Source organism: Priestia megaterium, from assembly GCF_009497655.1.
GTDB lineage: Bacteria > Bacillota > Bacilli > Bacillales > Bacillaceae_H > Priestia > Priestia zanthoxyli.
Genome location: NZ_CP023317.1, coordinates 250,732 through 273,706 on the forward strand (window position 1 = coordinate 250,732; position 22,975 = coordinate 273,706).

Annotated in this window: 21 protein-coding genes; 19 read left to right on the forward strand and 2 right to left on the reverse strand. The window is 38.4% G+C overall.

Annotated features, from left to right (window positions below; translation table 11 throughout):
- Positions 1–11 precede the first annotated feature (11 nt).
- The 10 genes from gatB to CEQ83_RS01435 all read left to right on the forward strand — a co-directional run bounded on the left by gatB (position 12) and on the right by CEQ83_RS01435 (position 12,254).
- Positions 12–1,442 carry an Asp-tRNA(Asn)/Glu-tRNA(Gln) amidotransferase subunit GatB gene (gatB, locus tag CEQ83_RS01390; RefSeq protein WP_013055057.1) on the forward strand — a complete coding sequence of 477 codons (1,431 nt, stop codon included), beginning with the start codon at positions 12–14 and terminating at the stop codon, positions 1,440–1,442.
- A gap of 234 nt (positions 1,443–1,676) precedes the next feature.
- A complete protein-coding gene (locus tag CEQ83_RS01395; RefSeq protein WP_028410196.1) occupies positions 1,677–2,609 on the forward strand; it encodes a diacylglycerol kinase in 933 nt (310 codons plus the stop codon).
- A gap of 95 nt (positions 2,610–2,704) precedes the next feature.
- Positions 2,705–4,078 (forward strand): 23S rRNA (uracil(1939)-C(5))-methyltransferase RlmD, encoded by a 1,374-nt coding sequence (gene rlmD, locus CEQ83_RS01400; protein ID WP_155010616.1) that lies wholly within the window; start codon positions 2,705–2,707, stop codon positions 4,076–4,078.
- Between the two features lie 250 nt (positions 4,079–4,328).
- Positions 4,329–4,691, forward strand: coding sequence for an SMI1/KNR4 family protein (locus tag CEQ83_RS01405; protein ID WP_099330578.1), 363 nt, complete (start codon positions 4,329–4,331; stop codon positions 4,689–4,691).
- Between the two features lie 143 nt (positions 4,692–4,834).
- Complete coding sequence (locus CEQ83_RS01410; protein WP_081732848.1) at positions 4,835–5,047, forward strand: hypothetical protein; 213 nt, start codon at positions 4,835–4,837, stop codon at positions 5,045–5,047.
- A 226-nt stretch (positions 5,048–5,273) separates the two neighbouring features.
- Positions 5,274–6,089, forward strand: a complete 816-nt coding sequence (locus CEQ83_RS01415) for a YitT family protein (RefSeq protein ID WP_013055060.1) — start codon at positions 5,274–5,276, stop codon at positions 6,087–6,089.
- A 195-nt stretch (positions 6,090–6,284) separates the two neighbouring features.
- Complete coding sequence (locus tag CEQ83_RS01420) at positions 6,285–9,023, forward strand: GTPase domain-containing protein (RefSeq protein ID WP_028412513.1); 2,739 nt, start codon at positions 6,285–6,287, stop codon at positions 9,021–9,023.
- 13 nt (positions 9,024–9,036) lie between these two features.
- Complete coding sequence (locus CEQ83_RS01425; protein ID WP_013055062.1) at positions 9,037–9,267, forward strand: helix-turn-helix domain-containing protein; 231 nt, start codon at positions 9,037–9,039, stop codon at positions 9,265–9,267.
- Between the two features lie 171 nt (positions 9,268–9,438).
- The gene (locus tag CEQ83_RS01430; RefSeq protein ID WP_098999441.1) at positions 9,439–10,425 is read left to right on the forward strand and encodes a BMP family ABC transporter substrate-binding protein; all 987 of its coding nucleotides are present in this window, start codon (positions 9,439–9,441) and stop codon (positions 10,423–10,425) included.
- Between the two features lie 23 nt (positions 10,426–10,448).
- Positions 10,449–12,254 (forward strand): ATP-binding protein, encoded by a 1,806-nt coding sequence (locus CEQ83_RS01435; RefSeq protein WP_028412511.1) that lies wholly within the window; start codon positions 10,449–10,451, stop codon positions 12,252–12,254.
- A gap of 26 nt (positions 12,255–12,280) precedes the next feature.
- On the opposite strand, the gene map is transcribed toward CEQ83_RS01435, so the two are convergent.
- Complete coding sequence (map, locus tag CEQ83_RS01440) at positions 12,281–13,027, reverse strand: type I methionyl aminopeptidase (protein ID WP_025752900.1); 747 nt, start codon at positions 13,025–13,027, stop codon at positions 12,281–12,283.
- Positions 13,028–13,360: 333 nt separating this feature from the next.
- On the opposite strand from map, the gene CEQ83_RS01445 reads away from it, so the two are divergent.
- From CEQ83_RS01445 to CEQ83_RS01460, 4 genes are all read left to right on the forward strand, one after another.
- Positions 13,361–14,425: a lactonase family protein gene (locus CEQ83_RS01445; protein ID WP_099330579.1), complete on the forward strand. Its 1,065-nt coding sequence runs from the start codon at positions 13,361–13,363 to the stop codon at positions 14,423–14,425.
- 272 nt (positions 14,426–14,697) lie between these two features.
- A complete protein-coding gene (locus CEQ83_RS01450; protein WP_099330580.1) occupies positions 14,698–15,711 on the forward strand; it encodes a nitronate monooxygenase in 1,014 nt (337 codons plus the stop codon).
- 63 nt (positions 15,712–15,774) lie between these two features.
- On the forward strand, positions 15,775–16,596 hold the full coding sequence (locus CEQ83_RS01455) for a MerR family transcriptional regulator (protein WP_028412508.1): 822 nt from the start codon (positions 15,775–15,777) through the stop codon (positions 16,594–16,596).
- Positions 16,597–16,663: 67 nt separating this feature from the next.
- The gene (locus tag CEQ83_RS01460) at positions 16,664–17,884 is read left to right on the forward strand and encodes a multidrug effflux MFS transporter (RefSeq protein WP_028412507.1); all 1,221 of its coding nucleotides are present in this window, start codon (positions 16,664–16,666) and stop codon (positions 17,882–17,884) included.
- A gap of 41 nt (positions 17,885–17,925) precedes the next feature.
- Here CEQ83_RS01460 and CEQ83_RS01465 read toward each other — a convergent pair whose 3' ends face one another.
- Positions 17,926–18,723 carry a hypothetical protein gene (locus tag CEQ83_RS01465; RefSeq protein WP_099330581.1) on the reverse strand — a complete coding sequence of 266 codons (798 nt, stop codon included), beginning with the start codon at positions 18,721–18,723 and terminating at the stop codon, positions 17,926–17,928.
- Positions 18,724–18,937: 214 nt separating this feature from the next.
- Here CEQ83_RS01465 and CEQ83_RS01470 point away from each other — a divergent pair, with 214 nt between their 5' ends.
- From CEQ83_RS01470 to CEQ83_RS01490, 5 genes are all read left to right on the forward strand, one after another.
- Positions 18,938–19,459, forward strand: a complete 522-nt coding sequence (locus CEQ83_RS01470; RefSeq protein ID WP_048021637.1) for a M15 family metallopeptidase — start codon at positions 18,938–18,940, stop codon at positions 19,457–19,459.
- A 466-nt stretch (positions 19,460–19,925) separates the two neighbouring features.
- Positions 19,926–20,654: an amino acid ABC transporter ATP-binding protein gene (locus CEQ83_RS01475; RefSeq protein WP_028410185.1), complete on the forward strand. Its 729-nt coding sequence runs from the start codon at positions 19,926–19,928 to the stop codon at positions 20,652–20,654.
- Between the two features lie 21 nt (positions 20,655–20,675).
- A complete protein-coding gene (locus CEQ83_RS01480) occupies positions 20,676–21,491 on the forward strand; it encodes a transporter substrate-binding domain-containing protein (RefSeq protein ID WP_033580702.1) in 816 nt (271 codons plus the stop codon).
- A gap of 74 nt (positions 21,492–21,565) precedes the next feature.
- A complete protein-coding gene (locus CEQ83_RS01485; protein WP_013055074.1) occupies positions 21,566–22,204 on the forward strand; it encodes an amino acid ABC transporter permease in 639 nt (212 codons plus the stop codon).
- A 14-nt stretch (positions 22,205–22,218) separates the two neighbouring features.
- Entirely contained in the window at positions 22,219–22,869 is a 651-nt protein-coding gene (locus CEQ83_RS01490; RefSeq protein ID WP_098112284.1) for an amino acid ABC transporter permease, read from the forward strand.
- Positions 22,870–22,975 lie beyond the last annotated feature (106 nt).

The window sequence follows — 22,975 nt, forward strand, 5'->3', positions numbered from 1 at the left end:
GTGAGATAAAGATGAACTTTGAAACGATTATTGGTCTTGAAGTACACGTTGAGCTTAAGACAAAATCTAAAATTTTCTCAGCAAGTCCAAACGCATTTGGTGCGGCTCCAAATGCTAACACAAGTGTAATTGACTTAGGTTATCCTGGCGTACTACCTGTGTTAAACAAAGAAGCAGTTGATTTTGCAATGAAAGCGGCGCTTGCGCTAAACTGTGAAATCGCAACAGATACAAAGTTTGATCGTAAAAACTATTTCTATCCGGATAACCCAAAAGCTTATCAAATCTCTCAATTTGATAAACCAATTGGCGAGAACGGTTGGATTGAAGTAGAAGTTAAAGGTGAAACGAAGCGCATTCGTATCAACCGACTTCATTTAGAAGAAGATGCTGGTAAGTTAACGCATACAGGCGATGGCTATTCACTAGTAGACTTCAACCGTCAAGGTACACCTCTAATTGAGATTGTATCGGAAGCAGATATGCGTTCTCCTGAAGAAGCATATGCTTATTTAGAAAAACTAAAATCAATCATTCAATATACAGGCGTATCTGACTGTAAAATGGAAGAAGGTTCACTTCGCTGTGATGCCAATATTTCTTTACGTCCAGTTGGACAAGAAGAGTTTGGTACAAAAGCTGAGCTAAAGAACTTAAACTCATTTAACTATGTGCGCCGCGGTCTTGAACACGAAGAAATTCGTCAAGAAAAAGTGTTATTGTCTGGTGGCCTAATCGAGCAGGAAACACGCCGTTTTGATGAGTCTACGGGTGAAACAATTCTGATGCGTGTAAAAGAAGGATCTGACGACTACCGCTACTTCCCAGAGCCTGACTTATTAGAATTACACATCGACGAAGAGTGGAAAGAACGCGTTCGTGCTTCGATTCCTGAACTTCCAGATGCTCGTAAAAAGCGCTATGTAGAAGAGCTTGGCTTACCTGCTTATGATGCAATGGTATTAACGCTAACAAAAGAAATGTCTGATTTCTTTGAAGCAACACTTGCTGCAGGCGGAGATGCTAAACTATCTTCTAACTGGTTAATGGGTGAAGTTTCTGCTTACTTAAACTCAAATCAAAAAGAACTTTCAGATGTAGCATTAACACCTGAAGGTCTAGCTGGTATGATTCAATTAATTCAAGAAGGTACAATTTCGTCTAAAATTGCGAAAAAAGTATTCAAAGAATTAATTGAAAATGGCGGAGATGCAAAGAAAATTGTAAAAGAAAAAGGTCTTGTACAAATTTCTGATGATGCAACTTTACGTAAATTCGTAACAGATGCATTAGATGCAAACCCTCAGTCTATTGAAGATTTCAAAAACGGTAAGGATCGTGCAATCGGCTTCTTAGTTGGTCAAATTATGAAAGCTTCAAAAGGTCAAGCGAACCCACCTATGGTTAATAAAATTCTTTTAGAAGAAATTAATAAACGCTAAATTTGATAACTAAATGTGAGGTGGGTATCCATCTCACATTTATTATGAGTAAGGGCGATCGCGCTGAAGGTATGAATAAAAACCCAAACGTGAATATTGTATATCAAGGTTAATTTCTTTATAATATGTTTGTTCATGCCCCCTCTTGTTGATGATGTAATGTGAGGGGGCATTCTTTCACTGATAAAAGTAGGCAAAGATTTGTGACAAATTATCATTATTAGGATGATGAATATGAAAAGAGCGAGAATTATTTATAACCCGACATCGGGCCGTGAAATTTTTAAGAAAAACTTACCGGAAGTTTTGCAAAAGCTAGAGCAAGCAGGCTACGAAACATCTTGTCATGCTACAACTTGCGCTGGCGATGCAACAGAAGCTGCCAAAGTAGCAGTAGAGCGCCGCTTTGATGTTGTAATTGCAGCCGGTGGAGACGGTACCATCAATGAAGTCGTAAACGGTATTGCCGGACAAGACTATCGTCCGCAGCTAGGTATTATTCCTGTTGGAACAACCAATGACTTTGCTCGTGCCATTAATGTCCCGCGTACAATTGAAGGCGCTGTTGATGTTATTGTAGAAGGTGTAACGAAGCCAATTGATTTAGGCTGTGTAACAAACGACGGAGAAACGCATTACTTTGTAAATATCGCCGGAGGCGGCCGTTTAACTGAATTAACGTATGAAGTGCCAAGCAAGTTAAAAACAATGCTTGGACAGCTAGCTTACTATTTAAAAGGCATGGAAATGCTTCCTTCTATTAAACCAACATCCGTTGAAATTGAGTATGACGGAAAATTCTTTGGCGGCGAGATTATGTTCTTCCTCGTTTCCTTAACGAACTCAGTCGGCGGTTTTGAAAAGCTGGCACCAGACTCTTCTTTAGATGACGGCATGTTTGATTTAATTATTTTAAAGAAAGCAAATTTAGCTGAGTTTATTCGAATTGCGACACTTGCGCTGCGAGGAGAACATATCAATGATCCTCATATTATTTATACAAAAGCGAACCGTGTTAAAATTCATACGAATGATAAAATGCAGCTAAATCTAGATGGCGAGTACGGTGGGTTATTGCCTGGGGAATTTGTAAACTTATATCGCCATGTAGAAATCTTTGTTCCAAAAGCAACAGCTGAATTGATGGAAAAAAATGAGATCGCCTAATTGCGATCTTTTTTCATGCTTTCCTTTGTTTGGCTTTCGCTCTTATGGTACAATCAGTTCAGCATTTTCAAATGACTAAAAGGATGTAACGATAAATGGAAAAATTAAAACCACCTGTAGAAAAAAATGAATATATAGATGTTGCGTTTGAAGATTTAACGCATGACGGAGCGGGTGTAGCGAAAGTGAACGGATTTCCTATTTTCGTTCAAAATGCGCTGCCCGGCGAAAGCGGCCAAGTAAAAGTCATTAAAGTAAAAAAAGGCTATGCGTTTGGCAAGCTTATCAAGCACCATACAATTAGTGAGCAGCGTGTTGAAGCACCCTGTCCGGTATACAAGCAGTGCGGAGGCTGTCAGCTGCAGCATGTAAGCTATGAAGGACAGCTGCAATTTAAACAAAAGCAAGTAAAAGACGTCATGGCGCGAATTGGCCATTTACCTGACGTTCCGGTACATTCGACGCTAGGAATGAACGATCCTTGGCGCTATCGAAACAAAGCTCAAGTTCCCGTAGCAGAGCGAGAAGGCGGTTTGGTCGCTGGATTTTATCAGCAGCGAAGCCACGATATCATTAACATGGATGCCTGTTTGATTCAGCAGCAGGCAAATGATGATGTTGTTCAAGCTGTCAAATCAATCTGTGAAAAGCATGGGGTTTCTGCTTACCAAGAACAAAAGCATAAAGGCTCGCTTCGTCATATCATGGCGCGCTACGGACTTGTAACGGGTGAAATTATGGTTGTAATTGTGACTCGTACAGCTGAGTTGCCAAACAAAAAGCGTATTATAGAAGACATTATCGAAGCCGTGCCGAACGTGAAATCAATTGTTCAAAACGTCAACAGCAAGCGCACGAACGTCATTTTAGGGAACCAAACGAACGTACTTTGGGGAGAAGAATATATTTACGACTATATCGGCGACGTTAAATTTGCCATTTCAGCAAAATCATTCTATCAAGTAAACCCTGAGCAAACGAAAGTGCTTTATGACAAAGCGCTCGAGTATGCAGATTTAACAGGAGAAGAAACGGTCATTGACGCCTACTGTGGAATCGGAACAATCTCGTTATTTCTCGCTCAAAAAGCGAAAAAAGTATATGGCGTTGAAATCGTGCCTGAAGCGATTGAAGATGCAAAGCGCAACGCTGAGCTAAACGGTATTCACAACGTTGAATTCGAAGTAGGCGAAGCAGAGGTCGTCATTCCAAACTGGTACAAACAAGGCATCAAAGCGGACGTCATCGTCGTAGATCCGCCGCGAAAAGGATGCGACGAAGCCCTTTTAAATACCATCATCGAGATGAAGCCGAAAAAAGTTGTCTATGTTTCATGCGGACCAGCAACTCTTGCGCGTGATCTAGCTATTCTAGAAAAAGGCGGCTATGAGACGGTTGAAGTTCAGCCTGTCGATATGTTCCCGCATACGACGCATGTGGAGAATGTGGCGGTGCTTACATTAAAATAAGAAAATTGTTTGAAACACCACTATCATTAGGAATGGTAGTGGTGTTTTATATTGGCTTTTATTTTTAATACAGTACGGAATATACTAAAAGATTTATAGAGAAACAAATAAAAGCAATTATAAATGGGAGTAAAAAGATTCCTAAATATACATAAGGCAAAATGGAGGAAGCAAATTGATTACGTGGGAAACGGATGAAAAAGAGGTAAGTTTAGAAACCATTTTGAATGTAGAAAAAGTATAGGATGTATTGTTTCCAATCCACTTTATTGAATGTGTAACAAAGTATCATGGTGGAGAACCTTCAGCTGATGGATTTAATGTTGGAAAGAGAGAATGTTCTTTTTACCACTTACTAAGTTTTAATCAGGAGAAAAAGGATTACATTTTAAACGTGTATCATGATATTAAATACCAGCTAGTTGATGGTATTTGCCCATTTGGAGATGACATAGCGGATAATCATGTATGTTTTGACTACCGTTCTAACTCTCAGCGGCCTCTTATCGTTTTTATAGATCATGAACTAGCATACGAGAATCCTGAAAGCGGTATGTTTTTCGTCGCCCATTCATTTGAAGAATTTATTAATGGTCTATATGAAGAAGAATAAAATTAAAATAACTTTCCACCAAGAGACTGGGACAAAAGTATTTTAACCCAAGTAAAAAACGAACCATTAATCAACATGTTTGATTCGTGGTTTATTTTTTTGTTAGGGCAAATAAGTGTCGTCTGTTTCGTTCCTTTTAGCAGTTGATTGGAGGGCAAGGCGAAGACTCCTGCGGGAAAAGCGGAATAGGTGAGACCCCGCAGGAGCGCAAGCGACGAGGAGGCTCAGCGGCCGCCCGCGGAAAGCGAAGTCTTGCACGGAAATCAACTGCGGTTCCATACAAGCTCATCTATACTAGTTGTTCGCCTTTAAAATACATTCATTTCATTATGATGTCTCAACCTCTTTTAGGTTAAATAAGTACGGAAAAGGTAAAGGTAGCATTTCTATAACAAAAGCAGCAAAAGCTTGATATAAAAGCATTATCCGCTTGTATGTCCGTTTTATTTTGCAGTTTGTCCACCCCACCAACACAGCAAATTTCTGAATATACTTTTTTTAAGGTTTTCAATATTTTAGGAATTATAATAAAGAAGCAATAAATGAAAACATTATATTTGTGGTAAGAGGTGAAGGGACATCATGTATAGAGCAATTGCTATTATAGCGGGTTCTGTGTTAATTGGATTTGCATACAATTGGTTTTTAATCCCCCATAAAGTGCTAAGCAGCGGAATTAGCGGTATTGCTATGATTATAGGAATTTTAACGCCTGCAAGCACGGGAACAATGAATTTTTTGTTGAATTTACCCCTTTTAATTATTGGTTTTATGAAGTTAGGAAAGCGGTTTGTTTTACATACGCTGCTGTCCGTTGTGGCTTTATCAATTGCTTTATACGTGATTCCCTTGAGAGCTGTTAGTACAGATCCTATTCTGTCAGCTGTTTTTGGAGGAGTTTTAACTGGAATTGGCGTAGGGTTTGTTTTTCGTCAGTCAGCTTCGACAGGTGGATTTGATATTATTGCGATGCTTCTTACGCATAAAAAAGAATTTCCGCTTGGCGCTATATTATCAGCGATGAATGCCGTGGTCGTATTTGTTTCAGGTTTCTTTGTGAATTGGGACGCGGCTTTATATACGATGCTTTCGATTTTCGTCACAGGAAAAGTAGTGGATGCGATTCATACTCGCCACATTAAGCTCACGTTAACCATTATTACGAGAAAAGGCGAAGAAATGAAGCAGCAGCTTCTTACGAATTTGGTGCGCGGTGTGACGTTAATGAACGGTGAAGGAGCTTATTCAAGAGAAGACCGTAAAATATTAATGACGGTGATTTCACGCTATGAGCTTGCAAACCTCAAGCAGTTAATTCAATCTGTGGATCCTGAAGCTTTCGTAAATATTACGGAAACGGTAGAAGTAATGGGGCTGTTTCGACGGGATGCCTATTAATATATTTGTTATTTCAGCGCCGATTTATGATAAATAGCCATTTTTATAGTATAAAAGTTATAAAAAAAGCCTTAAGAGTAGTTCTTGAGGCTTTTTTTGCGTAAAATATGAGTAAGAAAATATCGTGTATGAAAAGTATAAAAAAGGGAATTTGATAGAGTACATAAAATATTGACATCAAAAAGGAGAGACTATATGACGGTAGAATATCAGTTAACGAAAAAGAAATATTACGAAACGTTTATGCAAGAAAATGAAAATCAGCCGCCTGTAAAAGTCCTTGGACACGCTTATTACGAAGAGCAGCAAAAAGAGTGGTACGACTTATCGCTCATTCGCTTAGCTCAGGGAGAAGTGTACTTCCACAATCAAGATTTTGAATCCGCGATTTTTAAGTGGGAGAATGTAAATGGCGAGTTTAAGCTGTGGGCGAAGAAAAATACAGCCGACGCACATTATGAATTGGGGTTGTCTACGCTCGCTGAAGAGCTTTACCTATCTATCGAAACGGATTCAAAAGTATTAAAAGCTGAAATAGCGCTAAAGCTGTTTTCGCTTTATACGGACCATAACAATATTGAACGAGCTTATGAAGTTATTAACGAGCTGGTTGCTTCTCAGCCGGATTATCCAAACGTCACGGCGATTGCGCGAAGATTTTATGAAGAGCAAGAAGATTTTAATAGCGCAGTGGAGCTTGCAGTAGATGAGTGTATTCGAACAGAATCGCTGAATTGGTTTGCGGTATTAAAGACTTACGTAGATAAAGGATATACAGCAAACTTTATCCCTAACTATTTTTATCAAGTGATGATTTCATTTTACAAAGTGGACCAAGTATATTTCAAACAGCTTGTCTCAGCTTTATGGAAACAATATAAGAGTCAGCCTCCTTATCTTGCTTGGATTAAAACCATCAATGATATTTTCTTGAATATTGAAGTGGGTCTCTATGATTATTGGCAAGAGATTTCAACTCTTTATCAAGAGACGTACACTGACTTAATGGAAAGTGATCATTCTGTAAAGGAATTACATGAAGTCATTCCGAACGTATTAACAAACTGGCTTAAAATTACTAATAAGTCACGTGCGTTATTTCCGTCTGCGGCCGTGCTTTCATGGAATGAAAAGTTTCCGTCAACTATTGATACCATTACAATCGAAAATGCAGGCAGATTAATTTTTGAGGCGCGTAACGACATTGATGGTCTTGAATATCACTACAAGCTTTGCCATGGCATTATTAAATGGGCTAATGAAAATGGTTTAGAAGTGGGGCACACCTTTAAATGGTGGGTAGACTTTTTATTAGATGCTCATACGACACACTTATTAATTACAGGAACAAATGCTGCAACGTCTTCATTTGTGGGATCGATTACAGAAGAAAAGGTACCGCAAAATCATGAAACAACCTTTGTGTTCATTCATGATGAAGAAGAATCTATCCAGCAAATCGCTGATCAAGAAATCATTCCGATGGAAACGATTGACGGAGCGGAGCAATCTTCTCACCAGGCGCTTGTAGAAGTGAAAAAACCTTTTGCGTTCCTTGATAAGCATAATTGTTCATGCATTGTTACGCCAAGCTTTACAGAACAAGAGGCGCGTGAGCAGGATGCATTTAAATATGCTCCTTTAGCAGATGGTTTACTGTTTGTGCTTGATGCAAAAGAATCGCTGCTTGATGAAGAAAGAGAATTATTGCTGGAGATTAAAGAATATGCGCCAAATACGCCAGTTCATTTTGTCATCAACAATATGGACAGTCTTTATAATCAAGCAACGATTGAGCGAATTACAAAAGAATTTGAAGCAAGCATTGGAGCGGATTTCCCGCAGGCTCATGTATTAGCCTATACGCCTCACTACGTATCGAGTCAGCACCACGGAGACTTGGCTCAGTTTATTAAAGCTAATTTCTATTACGATCCAAACGACGTTGGAGTAGAAGAGCGTGCGCGCAGACTGCTGTTCTTCATTCAAAATATGCTAAAGAGCTTAGTGGAAAAGAGAAATCACACAGAAAATCATTTGATTGAAAGTATTAAATGGAACGAAGATATGCTTGTGCGATTAAATGGCTTCTTGCATCGAGTGGATGACTTAGAACAAGAAAAAGCGAGTAGTATTGTTTCAGCTTATCATGGCATCAAAGAGGATATCAGCAAAAAGCTAAAAAATAAAATTCCTCGTTTACTCAAAAAGTCTTCAGAATTAGTGAAGGAAGACAGTGATTTTAGTACAGTTCATATTGAACTGAATAAACAAATGAATATGCGCGTGGAAGAGCACTTGCAGCAAGATGTTCTACCTAAGTTCCGCATTTCTTTAAAGGACTGGATTGCTACATCAAATGAAGAGCTGATTGCGAGTCAAGTAGATATTGAAGAAGTAGCAGAGTCATTAAATAAGATGTACAATGAGCAAAAATTAACGTTAGCCTGCGATTTTAAAGTGCTGGACGACTGGCGCCGCGACGTTAATCGTATGGCTAATCGGGTTCAGCTGGATGAAGAAAATATTTTACTTCGCGTTAATCCAACGCAGCTTTTGTTAAAAGGAGCAGGAAAACTGTTTTCTTCCATTCTTCAAAATCAAACGCTACTTTATAATCAATATAAAAAGTACATTGAAAGTCAAGACTATCAAGATATCACAGAATCTATGCTGGCAAAGTTTTTTATGCAATTTAATTTATTTGAGAAAAATTTAGAAGTTGATATTGAACTATTCTTTGAAAAGCCAAAAGAGGTTCTAAAAGAAACGATTGAAGAAACACAGGCGCATATTAATGAAAATCAAGACGTATTAAGTCATATGAAAGCCAATCCTGAAGCTTACTATGATCCGTTAACATTATTCCAGCTTCGCTTGCGTCAGTATGAGTTAATGGTTAAAGCTACAGAAGAAGTACACTATAACGTCTAAAAGGTGGAGCAGGATGTATTTAACGATAAAAGAAGCAGCAGAGTATCTATCTTTTCCTGAAGAATATGTACAGAAATTGATTCAAGAAGGAAAAGTAAGGGCTATATTTGATGGTGAAAACTACTTATTAAATAAAGAGCAGTTTAACACTCATTTAGAGCAAATGGAAAAGTATAAAAAACAAATTGAAGAATACCTAAATGAGCCAATCCCTGAAGATATGGACGTAAAAGATGAAGATTGAAGGCCGAAGCAGAAAACAGATGTTTTCTGCTTTTTCTTTTGGAGTGAAAGTGTTAAAAAAGGTAAGATATGAAAGAAATGTCGAAAAAAGTTGGAATTTCGTTAAAGATGTAGTCTTTTTAGATGCTTTTTTTATATAATGAAAGTATGCTAAACAAAAAGGAGAAGGTCTATGCAACGATCAAGACAGTTAAGGCTGATTTTATTGCTTGCCCTGATTGTTGTCGCTTCGTTTTTAATTATTATTGTTTCGAAAACACAAGGGATTATAAGTCAGCAAACGACAAAAAAAGTAGAAAACACAAGCGTTGCAATTCTCACCTCTGATGTACTGACAGATCAAAGCTGGGGCAGTCTAGCTTATAAAGGAAAAATCAACATCGAGCAGAAGTACCCCGTTTCGGCTCAAGTTATTAGCGAAGTAAATACGAACCAAAAAATGAAGGAAGCTGCTGAAAAAGTTATTCAAAATGGAACAAAAGTCGTAATTGGACATGGAAGAGAATTTTCTACCGTTTTTACAGAACTCGCTCCTAAGTATCCTCATGTTCATTTCGTCACCATTCACGGTACTTCACGTTATAAAAACCAAACTGTATATACATTTGATCAAACAAAAATAGAGTATCTGGCAGGCACGGCAGCTGCCATGAAGACACGAACGAAAAAAATTGGATTAATTGATGCATTTGAAGCACGCGAAAAAAATCCAGGGTTTGAAAAAGGCCTAAAAGCGTCTGATTCCTCAATTGCTTTTTATTATCGAGTGGTAAACAGCCGAGACGATGGAGCAAAAGCAGTAAAGCTGCTCCGTGAGTTAAAAGATGAAGGCGTCGATATCGTCTATGCTAAAGGAAATTCATATAATCAAGAAGTGATTCAAGAAGCGAAAAAACAAAAAATGTACGTAATAGGATATTTAGATGATCAGGCGTATATGGGGAGGCCTGTTATTTTAACAAGTGTGATAAATGATGTTCCTCAAGCTTACAACGCGATTATGAAAGACTATTTTAGTAAAAAGGGCCTTCGATCTAGAGAAGTCAAACTTGATGCCCGGGATGGTGTTTATAAGCTTGCGCCTTTTGGACCAATGTACAGTAAACAAGAAAAACAAATATTATATTCGAAAGTTAGAATGTCTACACAGCCGAAGTAACTATGAAAAAGAAAGAGATGATTATGAATCAATTATTTCGCAACATGTCATTCCGTAGCCAAATATTAACGATTCTTCTTTTGATTACATTCATGTTAAGCGGGTTCTCTTTAGTTTTAGTGCATGCCATTGATAAAATGAATCATGTAAGCAACGAAATTAAAGATGAAGATGTTCCTCAAATGGTGTGGCTTTCTTATTGGGAAGAGCAGCTGAACATAAAAGAATACATTGTGAAAAATAATCTAAAGAACCCCACTGTCTCTTTGATAGAAGAATATCAATCATATGATACACGAGTTATTGAAGACAATGAAAAGTATAAGCAGCCTGTGCCAAAATCGTTGATTCCACTGAAGGAAAAAATTGAGCTGCTTGATTTCAAGATTTCTAATAACGTGCAGGGACTGCTGAAGTACGGAGATATAGAGGGAGCAAAAGAGTATCTTAAGAGAAATTATTTGCCGGATCTGCATCAGATAAAAAAAGATATTAATAGTTCAAAAGAAGAGACGGTTGATTCACTTGATACACTATCAGATACACTGTCTGTCATTATTAAAGATTCATTAATTTTACTATTAATTTTAACAGTAAGTGCTATTGTGGCTTCTCTTTATGTTTCTTATCGTATGAGTGCAAGCCTTACGAAACCAATTGAACAAATGATTGAAAAAGTGAATGACATTGCAGACGGAGAATACGGTCTTGTTCTTCAAGACACAAAGCAAATCGAGCTGAAGCAGCTTTCGGCTTCTATCAATCAAATGTCGGTTAGTTTAGAAGATTCATTTTGGAAAATCATTAAAGATAAAGCATATCGCCAGCAGATCTTAAATTCACTGCCTGTTGGAATTATCACAATAGAAGATGAGACAAATAGTATATTTGCTAATACCTCAGCAAAACAGTTTTTAGATCTCGATGAAAAGGATATTTGCCGGTATATGAAGGAATGTCCTGAATATAATACTGAATTTTGGAGCATGTTGAATTCGGGAGAAATTCACGAAAATAAAAAAGTATTATTTGGAACGAAAGAGACGTGCTATTGCTTTTTAGCCTCTCAAACGCAGCTGTTTAATGAGAAGAACGAAAGCATTGGAAGGATTTTTTATTTCATTGATATATCGGATACCGAAGAATTAGAAAAGCGAATGCATCAGTCTGAGAAACTTGCCTTGGTTGGAGAAGTGGCAGCCGGAGCTGCTCATGAGATTCGTAATCCTCTTGCCGTGATTCATGGATTTATATCTCTTATGAATCAGTCTCTTTCTGATGAGGAGAAAAAGCGTTTTTACCTGCCTCTGCTTATGAAAGAACTAGAGAGGATTAATTACATCATTGAAGAAATGCTGTTGTTATCAAAGCCTGGGACTCCGGTGATGAAAAAAGTCAGCATGCAGGATATTATTAATGAGTTATTGCCTTTGATTACTCACTCAAGCAAATTTACAGAAAAAGATAAGCTTATTTTCGATGTGAAATTGCAGCCGCATGTATTAAAGGTAGATGAAAAACAAATCAAACAAGTTCTTCATAATTTAATTCGAAACAGTATGGAAGCCATGGATGGAGAAGGAGTCATTACAATCTACTCGCAGGTTCATGAAGATAGCTACTGTCTATACATTGAAGATACTGGAAAAGGTATTCCGGTTCATATGCAGCAGTCGCTGTACCAGCCTTTTTCCACTTCGAAGGATAGTGGCACAGGTCTTGGCCTGCCCATTGCTCAACGTATTCTAGAAAGCCACGGAGGACAGATTAAATTATTATCTACTTCTTCCCGCGGCACAGTTTTTGTTATTAAATTTCCTCTACATTAAGAAAACAGCCTCAAAAGGGCTGTTTTTTAATGTGCTGTTAAAATAAGAGGACCGTTTTTCGTAATCGCAAGCGTATGTTCAAATTGAGCGGATAATTTACCGTCTGTTGTACGAGCAGTCCAACCGTTTTTATCCATTTTAGAATGCCATGTACCAGCGTTTACCATTGGCTCAATCGTAATAACCATACCTTCTTTTAAACGTGTACCTTTGCCGGCTTTTCCGTAGTGAAGAATTGTAGGCGCTTCGTGCATGGTATTTCCAATTCCATGTCCTGTGAAGTCGCGTACGACAGAGAACTTTTCGCCTTCTACATAGCTTTGAATAGCGTGGCCGATGTCACCTGTACGGTTTCCTGGCTGTGCTTGCTCGATTCCTTTTAAAAGCGCTTCGTATGTAACATCTACTAGACGCTGTGCTTCGTCTGAAATGTCTCCAACGGTATGAGTCCATGCGGAATCTGCTAAGCCTCCGTTTAAATTTACAACCATATCAATGGTTACAATATCCCCGTCTTTTAACGGTTTAGTTGTTGGGAAACCGTGGCAAATTTCATCATTTAAAGAAGCGCACGTTGCATATTGATATCCTTTGTATCCTTTTTGTTCCGGCGTTGCTCCGTGCTTTGCTAAGTACTCTTCAACAAATTTATCAATTTGCATTGTTGTTATGCCTGGTTTGATCATTTTAGCGATTTCTTTATGACAAGAAGCTAATAGTTTACCTGCTTCGTGCATTAAATTAATTTCGCGTTCACTTTTTAATGTGATCATTGTTGTTCACTCCTTTTTTGATGTAACTTTACGAAAAAAGTTGAGCAGCAGTTATAGCGATGAAAGTCGACTATTCATCAGTCGATTCTTCTTTATTTAAAAATCTAAGAAATACAGGAACCGTCTGCTATGGGGCGATATAAAATCATCCTTAATCATAACGCCCAATGGTAGGAAAATGCAAGATGCAGGCTTAAAAAGGAAGGGTTTGACGATAGGCATGTAGGGAAAACTGATAAATGAACGTTGAATTGGAGCATTCTCTATAACAAATGCGGTATGATATAGTAAAATAAATGAAACGAAACAATTCTTTAGGAGGGGTATAGGAAAATGAGTGAACATGGAAAATTTATTGGATTTGCAGGTACATATACAAAAGCAGGCAGTGAAGGTGTCTATACATTTACGTTAGATACGAAGGCTAAAAAGATTGTAGAAGTAAAAGCCGTGGCTAAAATTGAAAACCCTACATACTTAAATGCAAGCAAAGACAACGAACATCTTTATACAGTTATTAAAGAAGGAGAAAAAGGCGGAGTAGCTGCTTTTAAGGTTGATCCAAACACGGGTCAACTAAAGTTTGTAAACAAACAGCTGCTAGACGGCGCGCCTCCTTGCTATGTTTCAGTGAATGAAGATAATACGCTTGTTTTATCTGCTAACTTTCATAAAGGGAGCGTTGAGACGTATTCTGTTAATGAAGAAACAGGAGAAATTGAATATGTAGCATCCGTAGTGGAACATCCTCATTCAGACCTCAAAAAAGGACAAAAAGGAAAACCACACGTACACTATGCCGATTTTACTCCTGGAGAAAAGCACGTGGCCGTTGTGGACCTAGGTATTGATGAAATTGTGACATATGAAGTGGAAGAGAATAAATTGAAGGAAGTCAACAGCCTTTCTACATCTGTTGGTTCGGGCCCTAGACATTTAACGTTCCATCCAAATGGCCGCTATGCGTATGCAATGACAGAATTCAGCTCCGAAGTTTTATTTTTAACGTATGACGAAAGCACAGGAAGCTTTACTCAACAACAAGCTACTTTAGCAATTCCGGCTGATTTTACAGAAAATAATCAAGGGAGTGCGATCCACATTTCTTCAGACGGCCGCTTTGTCTATGCAGGAAATCGCGGACATAACTCGATTGCAACATTCAAAGTAGACCAGGATTCTGGACAGTTAACATTCGTAGAATGGACAGGCACTGAAGGCGACTGGCCGCGCGATTTTGTTTTAGATCCAACCGAACAATTTATTGTGGCGTCTAATCAAGAAACAGGAAACTTGGTGCTGTTTGAAAGAGACCAAGAAAGTGGAAAGCTAACGCTTCTTCAATCTAACGTTACGGTTCCAGAAGCTGTATGCGTAAAATTCCTCCACTATAAGTAATTGATGTAGAAAGCCAGACCTGATCCAAAAACAATCAGGTCTGGCTTTCTAAACCTGAGCGGCTGTCACTCCCCTTTCGGGGTTAGTGCCATCCGCATAGGTGAACCTTTGAGGGAATAGTCAGGTAGTGCGCATTCCTAAGCGTCATTTATGATCCCAATTTTTGAAATGAGCATAATCTATATATGGAAGAAAAGCCCTTTTGGAGGGCTTTTTTTTCTGGGGTTGTAGTAGAATGAAGAGAGAACGCATGAAGGGCTGAGGTGATAAGTGTGGAAAATATATGTGAGTATCCAATTGTACAAGCTCCTATGGCAGGAGGAGTTTCGACGCCTAAACTAGCTGCAGCTGTATCTAATAGCGGAGGGCTAGGGTTTTTAGCCGCGGGATATAAAAGTGCGCGTGAATTGGAGCAGGAAATTATAGAGATGCACTCACTTACGAAAAAACCTTTTGGAGTAAATCTGTTTGTTCCGACAAATGAAAAAGTAGCAGTTGATGCACTTGATTGTTATCAAAAAGAATTGTCAAAAGCCGCTGGATATTTGGAGTGTCAAGTTGGCATACCAAAGAATGATGATGATGAATGGGGTGCCAAGCTCGACATCATTCAAAAACATCGAGTACCTGCTGTGAGCTTTACATTTGGGTGCCCGGATCGAGAGATTGTAGCAAGCTTAAAGGGAATTGGAAGTCATATTTTCGTTACGATTACAACACCTCAAGAAGCCGAAGTGGCTTTGAGAGCAGGAGCAGATGCGCTGTGCTTGCAAGGAATTGAAGCCGGCGGCCATCGGTCTACTTTTTTAGAGAGTTCGGTGGACTTTTCGCTTATAAATTTGCTGAAAGAAGTCCGTCTAATCACTAAAAAGCCATTAATTGCTGCGGGAGGCTTGATGACGGGGTCTGACATCAAACGTGTATTACAAGAAGGAGCTTCTGCCGCTCAGTTAGGTACGGCTTTTATTTGTTGTCCAGAAAGCGGAGCGAGTGCTCTTCATAAAGAAAGCATTCTTCAAAAGCGTTTTAATGAAACAGGTGTTACAAGAGCTTTTACAGGGAAACGTGCTAGAGGATTTGTGAATGCCTTTTTTATTTCCTATGATAAATCAGCACCATCCGCTTACCCTCATATTCATTACATGACAAAGCCTATTCGAACAAAAGCTACACAAATGAATAATCCAGAGTACACTTCTTTGTGGGCAGGAACTGGATTTACGCTGGCAAAAGAACTGCCTGCACATCTTATTGTGGAAGAGCTTGTACAAGAACTAAATGAATGATGAGAATTACGGTGTTGCTTGCTTTAAGTGCAAGCAGCTTTACATAAAGAAGGTGAACTTATAGTGCAAAACAAATTTACGATTGGGCAAATGGCCAGACTGCACGATATTCCGATTAAAACACTTCGCTATTATGATGAAATTGGTCTGTTCGAGCCTTATGAAGTTGATCCGCAAACTGGATATCGTTATTATACGTTAGAACAATTTAAGAAATTAGATATCATTGTCTATTTAAAGCTGATGGGAGTTCCGTTAAAAGAAATTAAAAGAAAAATGGAGCACAGCAGCTTGGACGAATTTATTGAAACCTTAGCGGAATATCAGAAGGTAACAAAAGAAAAAATTCGTCACCTTCAAAGAGTGAATGCGCAGTTAACAACTCGAATGAAGGAATTAGAACAGACGAGACATATTAACCAAATAGGAGCCCCGTTCATCAAACACCTTCCTTCTCGTGAGGTTGTGCAAGTAAAAGCAGAGGTAGGTACGTTAGACGGAACTGAAAGTGTTCTGCGTGATTTAAAAAAGAAAATCAGTCATATTACCCCGATTATGATTGGGAAAGTAGGGTTTATACTATCTGTAGAAAACACAAAAAAACAACAATTTACAGATTACGATGGCATTTTTTTATTGGTCGAAAGCGATGTTTCTTTTAAGCATGAACTCGTTACGTTAATACCTGAAGGCGATTACGCATCTATTTATATGAGAGAAAAGAGAGATACCACAGGAGTCTATTACGATACGTTACTGAACTTTATTAAAGCCGAAGGATACAAAGCAGAAGGGCCTTTTTTAATTCGGCGAATTGTAGATTCATTTATTTCTCATCATGAAGAAGAGCGGCTGACGGAAATTCAAATTCGAATTACGTCTTGACTATCCAGTTGCTGGAGGGTTTAAGATGAGACTATTGTAAAACTGCTGAAGGGAGAGACAACAATAGATGAATCAGCAAAGTATTTCCCAAGGAATGTCTTTAAGCCGAGGAAATCGCATTTTATTTATTTTAATTTTGGGTTCACTAAGCGCATTTGGACCGTTATCAATCGATATGTATTTGCCAGCGCTGCCGACGCTTGCTAAAGAACTGCATACGTCAGCTTCTTTAGCCCAGGTCAGTCTGACAGCTTGCTTATTAGGCTTGGCATTTGGGCAAGTGGTAATGGGGCCATTCAGTGATATCCGGGGAAGGAAAAAGCCGCTTGTAGCAGCATTAATCACCTATGCAGCTGCCTCTGTGTTATGCGTGTTTGCGCCTTCTATTTGGATTTTTATCGTTTTACGATTTATTCAAGGCATGGCGGGAGCAGCAGGAATGGTTATTTCAAGAGCAAGCGTGCGAGACTTGTTTTCAGGTTCGGATTTAACAAAGTTTTTCTCCATGCTCATGCTCGTAAATGGTTTAGCTCCCATTTTGGCTCCGGTTGCCGGTGGACAGCTGCTGACGGTTATGTCGTGGCGCGGAGTATTTGGTGTGTTAGCCGTAATTGGTGCACTAATGTTTTTTGCCGTTTTATTTGGCTTGAAAGAAACGCTGCCGGCTGAACGCCGTAAAGAAGGTGGATTAACAGAAGTACTGCGTACATTTAGCGTATTGCTAAAAGATAGTGTCTTCGTGGGATATGCGCTGGCGCAAGGTTTTATTATGAGCGCTATGTTTGCTTATATTTCAGGCTCTACATTTGTTCTTCAAGACATTTATGGACTGTCTCCGCAGATGTTCAGTTTTGTTTTTGCTATTAACGGTTTTGGTCTCATTATAGCTACTCAAGTGACAGGACGTTTAGCTGGTAAAGTAAAAGAAGCTACTCTTCTCATGTATGGATTGCTTCAAGCAGCCGTTGGAAGCGTGCTTTTAGTGGCTGTAATTGCTACTCACACATCCGTTATTTTGGTCTGCATCTTGCTTTTCTTTGTTGTATCAAGCGTAGGAATTGTGAACACAACCGTTTTTTCACTTGCTATGCAAAATCAAGCTTCTAATGCAGGGAGTGCTTCAGCGCTTCTAGGATTGCTGCCGTTCTTGCTCGGAGCAGCCGTAGCTCCTCTTGTGGGACTTGGAGGAGGGCAAAATGCTCTGCCGATGGGCATTGTGATTATGGTCTGTGATTTATTAGCATTAGGTGTATACATGGCATTAGTGAAACGGAAAACTGCATCATAAAAAAGCTACTTGGCTCTCAACAGCCAAGTAGCTTTTTTTAGTTATTGAGCTTTGTGCTCGTTCTTTTCAAACGGCATTGTGACACCGAGTTTTTGAATTTCTTTTTTTGCATTTTCTAAAATGGTTTCGGCCTTAGCTTTTGTTTCAGCATCTAAACCATTTAGAAAATCTTTCTTTTTAGCAGGAAGATCTACGCCAAGTTCTTTTAATTTGGCTTCAGCTTGTTCCTTAGTCAGCGTGCCATCGCGAAGCTGATCCATAATAGCTTTGGCTTTTTTCTTAGTGGCTGCATCTAGATTGCTAAAAGGACCACCTTTATGTTCAGGGAAGTCTACGCCAAGTTCTTTTAATTTGGCTTCAGCTTGTTCCTTAGTCAGGGTGCCGTCGCGAAGCTGGTCCATAATAGCTTTGGCTTTTTTCTTAGTGGCTGCATCTAGATTGCTAAAAGGACCGCCTTTATGTTCAGGAAAGTCTACGCCAAGTTCTTTTAATTTGGCTTCAGCTTGTTCCTTAGTCAGGGTGCCGTCGCGAAGCTGATCCATAACAGCTTTGGCTTTTGCCTTTGTACCAGCATCTAAATTGCTAAAGGGGCCTTCTTTATGATGCTGAGGTAAGCTTACGCCGAGTTTCTGTAATTTTTCCTGTGCTTTTTTCATAATATCATCAACTTTTTGTTGTGTTGCATCACTCGTAGTTGTTGTATTGCCATTTGTTCGCTCTACAACCGTTGAAGAGCTTGTTTCATCTTTGCTTGCTGCAAATGCCGTGGAGTTTGCAGCGGCCATAACTCCTATTGTTAAACCGCTTGCCATGATATAACCGAATAGTTTCTTTTTCATGCTGTTGTCACTCCTTAAAAGTTATAGGGGTGTGGTACAGAGCTGTCCACAATTGTTAATGTAACCACCAATAGTGAAAAAATGGTGAAAATAGATAAAAAACGAAAAAATATAGACGTTTGTTGAACACTACAGCTCTTTTATTGGATAACAAAATGAAATTCGATATGATTTTATCTAAGTAACAGCAAAAAAGAATGGAGACTTTATATAGATGAACGTTCTTAAAAAATTGGCAATAGCTTTGATAGTTGTGATAGCGGTAAGCCTGTTATTTTTGTTTCGCGATGAGTTAAAGCCAGGTCCAACGTTAAAAGATTTTTCAGGAGCAGCTGAGTTGCATCCTGTCGTAGAAGAAAAGAAAAATAAACTTGTTCAACAAGCAAACGACCAAGGAATCTCGATTGTCATTACGGAAGGTTTCCGTTCAAAAGAAGAACAAGATAAGCTTTATGCAAAAGGCAGGACGGAAGAAGGCAACATTGTTACCTATTCAAAGGGCGGCCAGTCTTATCATAACTATGGACTAGCTATTGATTTTGCTATTGGGTTAAAAGACGGACAAGTTATTTGGGACATGAAATATGACGGTAATAACAATAATCGGTCTGATTGGATGGAGGTTGTAGATATCGCAAAAAGTTTAGGGTTTGAATGGGGAGGAGATTGGCAAGGTTTTAAAGACTATCCGCATTTTCAAATGAGTCCGGAAAATATAAAAGGCCACACACGCTAATAAAGCGTGTGTTTTTTAGAGAAATAATATAATTTCACTATATTTATGTCAGAACCTCTAACATGAATGGAAGCTTGTATTTACTTTTTTATTAATTTACTGCTAAGAGAATTATATATATTAATATAATAAAGTGATAGACAGATAATTAGAAAAAGGGCTGATTAGAGAGAACTGCCCTAGAAAAATGAAAGACAATTCGTATAAAGATATGCGTTAACTAATATAATCTATTGATTAAGCTTATACAAGTACCTTCAGCCTAGCGAACGTATGCTTACATATCGGCAAATGCCAACAAAACCTTTTATTTTTCTAGCATATTTTATTTGAAGATAGTTCATTTTGATTACAAAAAAGAGATAATTTGTCAACTGTTGACTTTGCTTTAAGGGTAAGAATATAATTTTTAACATATTTTAAAAATTTAAATATTTATTGTTGTTCGCAGATTAGGAGGAGGAAAATGATTGTTTTTGACGGAGTGAACAAATATTACGGTGATTTTCACGTATTAAAAGATATCAATTTAACGATTAAAAAAGGTGAAGTTGTCGTCGTAATTGGACCTTCGGGTTCGGGTAAAAGCACGATGCTGCGATGCATAAATTATTTAGAAACAATATCTAACGGACAATTGACGGTAAATAATATATTAGTTGCAGATAAAAAAACAAATATTAACAAACTGCGCCGCAATATAGGTATGGTGTTTCAGCATTTTTATTTATATCCGCACAAAACGGTTTTAGAAAATATCACCTTAGCGCCTATGAAAGTACTGGGACAGTCGTCAGAAGAAGCTAAGAAAACAGCTCTATACTATTTGGATAAAGTAGGAATCGGTGAAAAAGCCAACGCCTACCCATCCCAGCTTTCAGGCGGCCAGCAGCAGCGTGTAGCCATTGCGAGGGGACTTGCGATGAAACCAGAGATTATGCTTTTTGATGAGCCTACCTCTGCTCTTGATCCAGAAATGATTGGAGAAGTGCTGGATGTCATGAAAACATTGGCTAAAGAAGGAATGACGATGGTAGTTGTAACTCATGAAATGGGGTTTGCTAAAGAAGTAGCAGACCGCATTGTATTTATGGATCAAGGAAAAATCTTAGAAGAGGCAACTCCGGCTGAGTTTTATGAAAACCCGCAAGAAGAAAGGGCACGTTTATTTCTTAGCCGTATTTTAAATCATTAATTGTTTAATAGGGGGAGTAATATGAAGAAATCAAAAACGTTTTTAAAGGCAGCCGTGCTTTCATTAGCAGCGGCTATGATGTTAGCGGCTTGTGGAGGGAAAAGTGAAGAAACGAGTGGATCATCAGCTAAAAAAGATGCGCTCACTGAAATCAAAGACAGAGGGAAAATTGTCATTGGAGTTAAAAATGATACGCGTTTGTTTGGCTTAAAGAATCCAAAGACGGGTGAAGTAGAAGGTTTTGATGTTGATATTTCTAAGCAGCTGGCTAAAGAGATTTTAGGAGATGAAAACAAGGTAGAATTTAAAGAAGTTACGTCCAAAACAAGGGTTCCTCTTCTTCAAAAAGGAGATATTGACGCTGTTGTTGCAACAATGACCATCACAGATGAGCGTAAAAAAGAAGTGGATTTTACGGATGTGTATTTTCAAGCTGGCCAGTCTCTTCTTGTGAAAAAAGGCAGTAAAATTAAAAGCGTTGATGATTTGAAGAAAGGTACTAAAGTGTTGGCTGTTAAAGGATCAACTTCAGCTATTAATATTCGCGAAAAAGCACCGGAGACAACGGTATTAGAGTTTGAAAACTATGCAGAAGCATTTACCGCTTTAAAATCTAAGCAAGGAGATGCTTTAACAACTGATGATGCTATTCTTTATGGAATGGCTGATGAAGATCCTTCTTATGAATTAGTAGGAAAGCCGTTCACAGAAGAGCCTTATGGCATTGCTGTGAAAAAAGGAAACAAAGAGCTTGTAGATGCATTAAACGATGCGCTTAAAAAGATGAAAGACTCTGGAAAATATGATGAAATTCACGACAAGTGGATCAAACAATAAGCGTACAGTTTTCTTTTCTCAGGATGAGCAGCATTATGCTCATCCTGCTTGTTTAGTTGAAAGGAGGAAGAAAATTGCTGGATTTTTCAATTCTTACGAACAATATGGATCTTTATTTAGAAGGTTTTAAGTACACCATTATCGCCAGTCTGATTGCTTTAGTGGCCAGTTTTGTACTTGGTACAATCATTGCGGTAATGCGAATAGCTCCTCTCAAAATAGTAAATGTAATTGGCACTGTCTACGTAGAGTTTATTCGAAATATTCCACTTGTGGTTATCGTCTTTTTTATTTTTATTGTGGCAGGAATCAGCGGTACAGCAGCCGGAGTGCTGGGACTCACTATTTATACGGCAGCTTTTATCGCCGAAGCTATACGAGCGGGAATTATGGCAGTTCCAAAAGGGCAGCTTGAAGCGGCGCGTTCATCCGGCCTTACGTACGGTCAGGCGATGCGATTCATTATATTGCCTCAAGCCATTAAAATTGTCATTCCTCCTCTTGGGAATCAATTTATTAATTTAGTGAAAAACTCATCCGTGCTAGGGATTGTTGCTGGTTTTGATTTAATGTATCAGGCAGATCTTGTTTCCTCTCAAACTTATGTAGTGTTTGATGTGTATATTTTTGTGGCTCTGTTTTATTTAGTTCTAACCATTCCGTTGAGTTTAGGAGTTGGTTATCTTGAGAAACGTCTTGGTAAAACAAGCTGAAAGGAGTGAAAGTGATGGATTTTATGGGTGCTTATTCTCCTGATCACCTTTCCTTCTTAATGGAAGGATTTTGGGTCACTTTAAAAGTGGCATTCATTTCGATTGTGTTAAGTTTTATTATTGGAAGTATAGTAGGTATTTTAAGGTATGCCCGCATTCCAGTTCTGTCTCATGTACTCGCTTTTGTCGTAGAAATTATCCGGAATTTGCCGCTTCTTTTAATCATCTTTTTTACATACTTTGCTTTACCTGAAATCGGAATTGATATGGAAATTACGTCAGCAGCGATTGTGGCCCTCACTGTATTTGAATCTGCTATGATTTCAGAAATTATCCGAAGCGGATTAAAATCAATTGAAAAAGGACAAATTGAAGCGGCACGTTCATCAGGTTTAAACTATTACCAAATGCTTCGTTTTATTGTATTGCCACAAGCTTTGCGACGAATGGTACCTCCTTTAGTTAGTCAATTTATTTCATTATTAAAAGATACGTCGCTTGCAGTGGTCATCGCGCTTCCTGATTTGCTGCATAATGCTCAAATCATTTATGGACAGAAACAAAGTTACGTGGTGCCGATGTTTTTGATCATTGCGATGATGTATTTTATTGTAAACTATGCTTTATCAGTCATTGCACGAAGACTAGAAGTCAAAAGGGTGTAGATACTCTTTTGACTTTATTTTTGGAAAATAAATAACATTGACAATGCATTGTTGCAACGCATAAAATGACTAAAGTAACAGTGATTAAATGAGATTATTTTCATTC

What these genes read in the sequence shown, in the direction of transcription:
- gatB (WP_013055057.1), top strand. Translation starts at nt 12, where the DNA reads ATGAACTTTGAAACGATTATTGGTCTTGAAGTACACGTTGAGCTTAAG.
- CEQ83_RS01395 (WP_028410196.1), top strand. Translation starts at nt 1,677, where the DNA reads ATGAAAAGAGCGAGAATTATTTATAACCCGACATCGGGCCGTGAAATT.
- rlmD (WP_155010616.1), top strand. Translation starts at nt 2,705, where the DNA reads ATGGAAAAATTAAAACCACCTGTAGAAAAAAATGAATATATAGATGTT.
- CEQ83_RS01415 (WP_013055060.1), top strand. Translation starts at nt 5,274, where the DNA reads ATGTATAGAGCAATTGCTATTATAGCGGGTTCTGTGTTAATTGGATTT.
- CEQ83_RS01420 (WP_028412513.1), top strand. Translation starts at nt 6,285, where the DNA reads ATGACGGTAGAATATCAGTTAACGAAAAAGAAATATTACGAAACGTTT.
- CEQ83_RS01425 (WP_013055062.1), top strand. Translation starts at nt 9,037, where the DNA reads ATGTATTTAACGATAAAAGAAGCAGCAGAGTATCTATCTTTTCCTGAA.
- CEQ83_RS01430 (WP_098999441.1), top strand. Translation starts at nt 9,439, where the DNA reads ATGCAACGATCAAGACAGTTAAGGCTGATTTTATTGCTTGCCCTGATT.
- CEQ83_RS01435 (WP_028412511.1), top strand. Translation starts at nt 10,449, where the DNA reads ATGAATCAATTATTTCGCAACATGTCATTCCGTAGCCAAATATTAACG.
- map (WP_025752900.1), bottom strand. Translation starts at nt 13,027, where the DNA reads ATGATCACATTAAAAAGTGAACGCGAAATTAATTTAATGCACGAAGCA.
- CEQ83_RS01445 (WP_099330579.1), top strand. Translation starts at nt 13,361, where the DNA reads ATGAGTGAACATGGAAAATTTATTGGATTTGCAGGTACATATACAAAA.
- CEQ83_RS01460 (WP_028412507.1), top strand. Translation starts at nt 16,664, where the DNA reads ATGAATCAGCAAAGTATTTCCCAAGGAATGTCTTTAAGCCGAGGAAAT.
- CEQ83_RS01465 (WP_099330581.1), bottom strand. Translation starts at nt 18,723, where the DNA reads ATGAAAAAGAAACTATTCGGTTATATCATGGCAAGCGGTTTAACAATA.
- CEQ83_RS01470 (WP_048021637.1), top strand. Translation starts at nt 18,938, where the DNA reads ATGAACGTTCTTAAAAAATTGGCAATAGCTTTGATAGTTGTGATAGCG.
- CEQ83_RS01475 (WP_028410185.1), top strand. Translation starts at nt 19,926, where the DNA reads ATGATTGTTTTTGACGGAGTGAACAAATATTACGGTGATTTTCACGTA.
- CEQ83_RS01480 (WP_033580702.1), top strand. Translation starts at nt 20,676, where the DNA reads ATGAAGAAATCAAAAACGTTTTTAAAGGCAGCCGTGCTTTCATTAGCA.
- CEQ83_RS01490 (WP_098112284.1), top strand. Translation starts at nt 22,219, where the DNA reads ATGGATTTTATGGGTGCTTATTCTCCTGATCACCTTTCCTTCTTAATG.